The organism is Neisseria sp. Marseille-Q2251 (assembly GCF_940793045.1).
In the GTDB taxonomy this organism is placed as follows: Bacteria; Pseudomonadota; Gammaproteobacteria; order Burkholderiales; family Neisseriaceae; genus Neisseria.
The window spans coordinates 1-8,018 of the sequence record NZ_CALNWV010000065.1 but is presented as its reverse complement, the minus strand read 5'-3'; the positions used below and the strand labels follow the sequence as shown (position 1 = coordinate 8,018).

General features: G+C 52.6%; 7 protein-coding genes and 1 pseudogene. 6 read left to right on the top strand and 2 right to left on the bottom strand.

Annotated elements, in window-relative coordinates:
- Window positions 1-416: 416 nt before the first annotated feature.
- The 5 genes from AAG834_RS13210 to efeB all read left to right on the top strand — a co-directional run bounded on the left by AAG834_RS13210 (window position 417) and on the right by efeB (window position 5,262).
- Window positions 417-569, top strand: coding sequence for an ABC transporter permease (locus AAG834_RS13210; RefSeq protein WP_242925941.1), 153 nt, complete (start codon window positions 417-419; stop codon window positions 567-569).
- Between the two features lie 422 nt (window positions 570-991).
- Window positions 992-1,438: a hypothetical protein gene (locus AAG834_RS13205; protein WP_342032402.1), complete on the top strand. Its 447-nt coding sequence runs from the start codon at window positions 992-994 to the stop codon at window positions 1,436-1,438.
- A 14-nt stretch (window positions 1,439-1,452) separates the two neighbouring features.
- Window positions 1,453-2,289 carry an iron uptake transporter permease EfeU gene (gene efeU / locus AAG834_RS13200; RefSeq protein ID WP_342032401.1) on the top strand — a complete coding sequence of 279 codons (837 nt, stop codon included), beginning with the start codon at window positions 1,453-1,455 and terminating at the stop codon, window positions 2,287-2,289.
- Window positions 2,290-2,343: 54 nt separating this feature from the next.
- Window positions 2,344-3,507: an iron uptake system protein EfeO gene (gene efeO / locus AAG834_RS13195; RefSeq protein ID WP_342032400.1), complete on the top strand. Its 1,164-nt coding sequence runs from the start codon at window positions 2,344-2,346 to the stop codon at window positions 3,505-3,507.
- A 483-nt stretch (window positions 3,508-3,990) separates the two neighbouring features.
- Window positions 3,991-5,262, top strand: coding sequence for an iron uptake transporter deferrochelatase/peroxidase subunit (gene efeB / locus AAG834_RS13190; RefSeq protein ID WP_342032399.1), 1,272 nt, complete (start codon window positions 3,991-3,993; stop codon window positions 5,260-5,262).
- Window positions 5,263-5,554: 292 nt separating this feature from the next.
- On the opposite strand, the pseudogene AAG834_RS13185 reads toward efeB, so the two are convergent.
- Both AAG834_RS13185 and AAG834_RS13180 read right to left on the bottom strand, forming a co-directional pair.
- Window positions 5,555-5,941 (bottom strand): annotated as a pseudogene (locus AAG834_RS13185) (transposase); the annotation flags it as partial.
- Between the two features lie 244 nt (window positions 5,942-6,185).
- Window positions 6,186-6,476, bottom strand: a complete 291-nt coding sequence (locus AAG834_RS13180; RefSeq protein ID WP_009313167.1) for a ComEA family DNA-binding protein — start codon at window positions 6,474-6,476, stop codon at window positions 6,186-6,188.
- 196 nt (window positions 6,477-6,672) lie between these two features.
- On the opposite strand from AAG834_RS13180, the gene AAG834_RS13175 reads away from it, so the two are divergent.
- Window positions 6,673-7,680, top strand: coding sequence for an IS5 family transposase (locus AAG834_RS13175; RefSeq protein WP_342032398.1), 1,008 nt, complete (start codon window positions 6,673-6,675; stop codon window positions 7,678-7,680).
- Window positions 7,681-8,018: the final 338 nt, after the last annotated feature.

The following is an 8,018-nucleotide window of genomic DNA, read 5'->3' as shown; positions in this document are numbered from 1 at the left end:
CAGGTAGTGGAGTACGGCTTGGTATTTAAAGTGTAATGTATATTTGCTCATAAAAAAACTGCACCTTGGTGGTTGGAGGGTATGTGTCCAACTTTTGGGGTGCAGTTCAGTTTTCAGACGACCTTTTGCCATAAATTGGCATCAGGAATGCTTCCTTCCGCCTCCCATCGGACGGGTACGCAGAATAAGGCCGCCGCCTCAGCCGAACGCAGACAGGATCAATAAAAAACCTCCCCGTTTGGAAGACTCGGGATAGGTGCTTGATTTATCAAATTGATAATTATGACGAACTTTTTACCCCCGCCCCTACCTTAAGAAGTAAAAGCAGTCCAATTATGCGAACTGTCCGCCATAAACGATAAAGGGCTTCAAAGTGAATGAATAATTTCCAAATACTTTTGCTTCTAGGCATCTTTATGATGCTTCTTACCATCCTTCTCTACAAAAAAGGCTGGGTAAAACCCGTCCAACCCGCCGAATCCGACAGCCGTCCTCCGATTTTCTGGATTTCGATAACGGTCGTTGTCATGCTCGGCATCATTTCTTTGATAAGGTGGATGGGATGGTAATTGGCGAGAAAGGAAAGGTCGTCTGAAAACCTTGATATTGGTTTTCAGACGACCTTTTTGTTTGGCTTGTTGGTGTGCTTATATTTCTATGCGGATAAACAGCGTCTCTAGGAAATCGCTATAACGTTGATTCGCCTTACTTTACGGTAAATTTTTCCGTTACTTTTTGGCTTGCTTAAATACCGGTTTACTGATGAAATAATAAAAATTATTTGCATTTGTGCGACTCCGTTTATAAACTCTTACTTTTAAGACAGGCAGATGGCGGCACTTTGTCAGACTTGGGATAAAGAGACGGCGGAATCAAATATCTTGTAAAGATTTTTGGCGTATCAGACAGTATTTCAAACCCGATATTTTCAAACAAAATTTCTACTGCCCTGTCTAAACGGGGTCGTCTGAATTTTTTAGAGAAGTTTGTCATGTCCGTCATGCTGATACCAATAACCCTTTTCTTCTCTTTCTTCTTTTTTGCCTTATACCGCTCTATCGCGCCCGCGCCCGATAGGGTGTTGAACGGTGACACACTCATTTGTTTTAGCCGTAACAAGTTTTTCAGCCGTGAGCTTTTGTATTGCGGAACGCAGGGCGTGTTTGTTTATCGCGGACGGACTTTGACAGCGCATTACCGATTTGAAGAGGTCGTCAAACTGGCGAAGACCGGTTGGCATATCAACAAAGTCAGCGTTTGGGAAATTGAATGCGTATCGGGCGGCAAACATGCGCGGCATACATTTTGTCCGAGGGGAAGCCTGTGGTTCGGTCATGAAGGTTTCGACAGGCTTCATAAACATATGCTGCGCGTGAATCCGGATGCAGTAAAGGCTAAATGGACCGGTTTTGGTCTTCATATTGATATTAAGTTTTAAGGTTTGTTTTATATATGTTGATTGCTTTTCTGATTATGTTGCGCGAGGGTATCGAGGCGGCTTTGATCGTCGGTATCGTCGCCGGTTTTTTGAAACAGTCGGGACATTCGCGGCTGATGCCTAAGGTGTGGCTGGGTGTGGCTTTGGCTGCGCTGATGTGTTTGGGCATCGGATACGGCATCCATTCGGCAACGGGCGAGATTCCGCAGAAGGAGCAGGAATTTGTGGTCGGCGTTATCGGTTTGGTGGCGGTGGCGATGCTGACTTATATGATTTTATGGATGAAAAAAGCCGCCCGTTCGATGAAGCAGCAGCTTCAGGATTCGGTTCAGACGGCCTTAAACCGAGGCAACGGTCAAGGCTGGGCTTTGGTCGGCATGGCTTTTCTGGCTGTGGCGCGCGAGGGGCTGGAGAGTGTGTTTTTCCTCTTGGCGGTGTTTCAGCAGAGTCCGACTTGGTCTATGCCCGTCGGCGCGGTATTGGGGCTGCTGACCGCAGTGGTCATCGGCGCGCTGATTTATCAGGGCGGTATGCGTCTGAATCTGGCGAAGTTTTTCCGCTGGACGGGCGCGTTTTTGATCGTGGTGGCCGCCGGTTTGGTGGCCGGTTCGCTGCGCGCACTGCATGAGGCGGGCGTGTGGAACCACCTGCAAGAGGTGGTGTTTGATTCTTCCAAATACCTGCATGAAGACAGCCCGCTGGGCGTGCTGCTCGGCGGCTTCTTCGGCTATACCGACCACCCGACGCAGGGCGAGGTGCTGGCGTGGCTGCTGTATTTGGTTCCGGTCATGATTTGGTTTCTGCACGGCAGCAAGCCCGCCGCGGTGCAGAGGTCGTCTGAAAGCCATTAGTGGCGCTTAAAAATTCCGTATCTCATTCTTATCAACATGCCAAAGAGGTTTGAAATGAAAAAACTCAATATAACTGCTTTATCCGTGATGCTGGCTTTGGGTCTGACCGCGTGTCAGCCGCCCGAAGCGGAAAAATCCGCGCCTGCCGCGTCAGGTGCATCAAGCGCGAATGCCGGCGGCTCCGTCAATATCGGCGTGAACGACACTGCCTGCGAACCGATGGAACTGACCGTACCGAGCGGACAAGTCGTGTTCAACATCAAAAACAACAGCGGCCGCAAGCTCGAATGGGAAATCCTCAAAGGCGTGATGGTGGTCGACGAACGCGAAAACATCGCCCCCGGACTTTCCGACAAAATGACCGTTACCCTGCTGCCGGGCGAATACGAAATGACCTGCGGCCTCTTGACCAACCCGCGCGGCAAGTTGGTGGTAACCGACAGCGGCTTTAAAGACACCGGCAACGAAGCCGATTTGGAAAAACTCGCCAAACCGCTTGCCGACTATAAAGTTTACGTACAAGGCGAAGCCAAAGAGCTGGTTGCCAAAACCAAAGCCTTCACCGACGCCGTCAAAGCGGGCGACATCGAAAAAGCCAAATCCCAGTTTGCCGCTGCCCGCACCCACTACGAACGCATCGAGCCGATTGCCGAACTCTTCAACGAACTCGACCCTGCCATCGACGCGCGTGAAGACGACTTCAAAGACAAAACCGAAGACGCGGCCTTCACCGGCTTCCACCGCATCGAACACGCCCTGTGGGTCAAAAAAGACGTATCCGGCGTGAAAGACATTGCCGACAAACTCATGAAAGACGTTGAAGCCCTGCAAAAAGAAATCGACGCCCTCTCCTTCCCGCCGAACAAAGTCGTCGGCGGCGCGGCAGTGTTGATTGAAGAAGTTGCCGGCAGCAAAATCAGCGGCGAAGAAGACCGTTACAGCCACACCGACTTGAGCGACTTCCAAGCCAACATCGAAGGCGCGCAAAAAATCGTCGAACTCTTCCGTCCGATGATTGCCGAGAAAAACAAAGCCCTGCTCGAGAAAGTCGATGCCAACTTCAAACAAGTCACCGACATCCTCGCCAAATACAAAACCAAAGACGGCTTTGAAACCTACGACAAACTCAGCGACGAAGACCGCAAAACCCTTCAGGCACCGATTAACGCCCTTGCCGAAGACCTGAGCCAACTGCGCGGCACACTGGGTCTCAAATAAACTTGACCCGCCCGTTTCAGACGACCTTTTGAGATACAAGGGGTCGTCTGAAAACTTATCGCTGATGCCCTCTCCACCGAAAGGGAACTGTTGTAGCGTGGGCTTTGCCCGCGAAAAACCCGAATACAGAAATCGTAGGCTGGGTCGGGTTTGCCAACCCAACCTGCCCTGCTGACAGCCGTATCAAAAATTAAACGGGTTAGCTGTATCGCCGTTCCAAGATTAGATTTCTGAGAAAGTTTGGTTTGCCCCAAATGCAAGCACAAGCATTTCGGAGGTCCGCTAATCCTCCGGTAGAAGAACAGGTAGGGTGTGTGGCGCAGCCACGCACGCGGAAATCGCGCAGCCCTTACCGTTTATTGGATTGATCGATGATTCAAAGTTTTCAGACGACCTTAAACGTCGTCTGAAAATTCAAAATAGCAAACTTAAACAAAACAACCGCGTACATACTGCAGCCCGAATCCCACAAAGGACTCCGCCATGAGCCAAGACAACAACTCACACCCCACCCAACCGACCAAACGCACCCTGTTCAAAACCGTCCTCGCCGCAGGCGCAGCCGGCGCGGCAGGCTGGTTCGCCGGCAAACAACAAGGCGAAACCGCCGCCGAGACCCGCAACAACGAACACTCCCCGCAAGCCTACCCCTGCTACGGCACCCACCAAGCCGGCATCACCACCCCGCACCAGCTCTTCGGCATCATGTGCGCCTTCGACGTAACCGCCAAAGACCCCAAACAACTCGAAAACCTCTTCCGCACCCTCACCGCCCGCATCGAATTCCTCACCCAAGGCGGCGAATACCAAGACGGCGACGAAAAACTCCCCCCCGCAGGCAGCGGCCTGCTCGGCAAAACATTCCGCCCCGACGGCCTCACCATCACCGTCGGCGTCGGCAGCAGCCTCTTTGACGACCGCTTCGGACTCAAAGACAAAAAACCCCGCCACCTCCAAGAAATGCGCGACTTCCCCAACGACCGCCTCCAAAAATCATGGTGCGACGGCGACCTCAGCCTCCAAATCTGCGCCTTCACCCCCGAAACCTGCCAAGCCGCCCTGCGCGACATCATCAAAAACACCGCCCAAACCGCCGTCATCCGCTGGAGCATAGACGGCTGGCTGCCCAAAGCCGAACCCGGCGCCATCGCCGCCCGCAACCTCTTAGGCTTCCGCGACGGCTCCGGCAACCCCGACGTATCCGATCCCAAAATTGCCGACCAAGTCCTCTGGACAGGCATCGCCGCCAACAGCCAAGACGAACCCGCTTGGGCGAAAAACGGCAGCTACCAAGCCGTCCGCCTCATCCGCCACTTCGTCGAATTCTGGGACAGAACCCCCTTGCAGGAACAAACCGAAATCTTCGGCCGACGCAAATACAGCGGTGCTCCCATGGACGGCAAAAAAGAGAGCGACACCGCCGACTTCGCCAAAGACCCCGACGGCAAAACCACCCCCAAAGACAGCCACATGAGGCTCGCCAACCCGCGCGACCCCGAGTTCATGAAAAAACACCTGCTCTACCGCCGCGCCTTCAACTACTCCCGCGGCCTCGCCGCCAACGGCCAGCTCGACGTCGGCTTGGTGTTCATCTGCTACCAGGCCAACCTCGCCGACGGTTTCATCTTCGTCCAAAACCTGCTCAACGGCGAACCGCTGGAAGAATACATCAGCCCCTTCGGCGGCGGCTATTTCTTCATATTGCCCGGCGTCGAAAAAGGCGGCTTCCTCGCCCAAAGCCTGCTCAGCGCGTGAACACAGGTCGTCTGAAACCTGACAGCGCACAGGCTCTATCCGTCAACCTCTCCCTGTAAAAGGTCGTCTGAAAACCAAGTATTCCGGTTTTCAGACGACCTTTCCGTCAAATGGGCACAGACTTAGAATAAACCGAACCCGTAGCGTGGGCTTCGCCCACAACCTTCCACCCAAACATCCAAACCCAATCATATCCGTTTATTCGTGGATAGAATCCACGCTACGGGCGGCTTGGTTTTTAATCAGCATTATGAACTGTCATTTCCACGCAGGCGGGTTTGCTGCATATTCAGAGATGTTGCCACAAAGTGCCGCCGTTGCTTTTGTCTTGGCGGAGGTAGCGGTAAATGGTGCTGTGATGGAGCGTGATTTGGTGGTGTTTGCGCAAGTAGGCGCATACTTGTTCGGGACTGAGTTTGCGGCGGATAAGGGTGTCGATGTGTTGAATCAGCTGAGAATCGAGCTTATAGGGCTTTCGCTTACGCTGTTTGATAGTCCGGCTTTGCCGCTGGGCTTTTTCGGCGCTGTATTGCTGCCCTTGGGTGCGGTGCCGTCTGATTTCGCGGCTGATGGTGCTTTTGTGGCGATTAAGCTGTTTGGCGATTTCAGTGACGGTGCAGTGGCGGGACAGGTATTGGATATGGTATCGTTCGTCTTGGGTCAGTTGTGTGTAGCTCATGGCAATCTTTCTTGCAGGAAAGGCCGTATGCTACCGCATACTGACCTTAAATGCGAATCCGCCGCCCTTTCCACATAGGTCTCTCCATGCCATCCTGATCTGACGGCCGAATGAAGCGGGACAGGCATGGCAGCATTGCCCGCCCGACACAAAGGCCGTCCGACTCCGGACTGGATTCGGACGGCCTTTTCATCACCGGGTCTGCAGCTGAGCACATTCCCTATTCGGGAGGGCGCACTCGGGTTTATTTTTTAGCGGCGGGGGTGGCGGCTTTGTTTTGAGCGGCCGGGGCGACGGTTGCCTCCGCCTTCAGTTTGGAGAAGATGCCCTCACCGATACCTTTGACGTTTTTCAACTCCTCGACCGATTTGAAGGCACCATGTTGTTGACGGTAGTCCACGATGGCTTTCGCTTTGGCCGGTCCGATACCGGGCAGGGCTTCCAACTCGGACGGGGAAGCAGTATTGATGTTGACGGCGGCCAGCGACAGCGAAGCGGTCAGCAGGGAGAGGGCGGCAAAGAGGAATTTTTTCATAAGAAGGTACTCCATAGTTTGTGAATGCGGATGATGCCTGTGTGTGCGGCACCGTAGAATAGTTGGCTATCATATCCGTCTTACCGTTTCCGTTCAAACGATACCTGAAGATTTCTTAGTTTACTATCTCTTTGAGACCTTTGCAAAATTCCCCAAAATCCCCTAAATTCCCATCAAGACATTTAGGGGATTTTCCATGAGCACCTTCTTCCGGCAAACCGCACAAGCCATGATTGCCAAACACATCGACCGCTTCCCACTATTGAAGTTGGATCAGGTGATTGATTGGCAGCCGATCGAGCAGTACCTGAATCGTCAAAGAACCCGTTACCTTAGAGACCACCGCGGCCGTCCCGCCTATCCCCTGTTGTCCATGTTCAAAGCCGTCCTGCTCGGACAATGGCACAGCCTCTCCGATCCCGAACTCGAACACAGCCTCATCACCCGCATCGATTTCAACCTGTTTTGCCGTTTTGACGAATTGAGCATCCCCGATTACAGCACCTTATGCCGCTACCGCAACTGGCTGGCGCAAGACGACACCCTGTCCGAATTGCTGGAACTGATTAACCGACAACTGACCGAAAAAGGCCTAAAAATAGAGAAAGCATCCGCCGCCGTCATTGACGCCACCATTATTCAAACTGCCGGCAGCAAACAGCGTCAGGCTATAGAAGTCGATGAAGAAGGACAAGTCAGCGGACAAACCACACCGAGTAAGGACAGCGATGCCCGTTGGACAAAGAAAAACGGCTTATACAGACTCGGTTACAAACAACATACCCGCACCGATGAGGAAGGCTATATCGAGAAACTGCACATTACTCCCGCCAATACCCATGAGTGCAACCACCTGTCTCCTTTGTTGGAAGGCCTAACCGAAGGTATGACCGTCTATGCCGACAAAGGCTATGACAGTACGGAAAACCGGCAACACCTGAAAGAGCATCGGTTGTTGGACGGCATTATGCGAAAAGCCCACCGCAACCGTCCGCTGACGGAAGCGCAAACCAAACGTAACCGGTATTTGTCGAAGACCCGTTATGTGGTGGAACAAAGCTTCGGTACGCTGCACCGTAAATTCCGTTATGCGCAGGCAGCCTATTTTGGTCTGCTCAAAGTGAGTGCGCAAAGCCATCTGAAGGCGATGTGTTTGAACCTGTTGAAAGCGGCTAACAGGCTAAGTGTGCCTGTTGCTGCCTAAAAGGCGGCCCGGATGCCTGATTATCGGGTATCCGGGGAGGATTAAGGGGGTATTTGGGTAAAATTAGGAGTGATTGGGGGGCGGAAATAGACGAAAACCTGTGTTTGGGTTTCGGCTGTCGGGGGAAAAGGAATTTTGCAAAGGTCTCTCTTTATGTATTGATTCTGCAACATCCCCATTCTACCCGCACCCTTCCTATCCGTCACATTTATTACCCGCTGCGCCATCGTCGCACCCGCCCATCTCCACTCGTGAGCAAGTAAGCCATAGCAAGAAGGCAAGAAACAGCAATGACGAGTTTCAAGTAAAGGTATGAATAAAATATGAGGTAAAAGTAA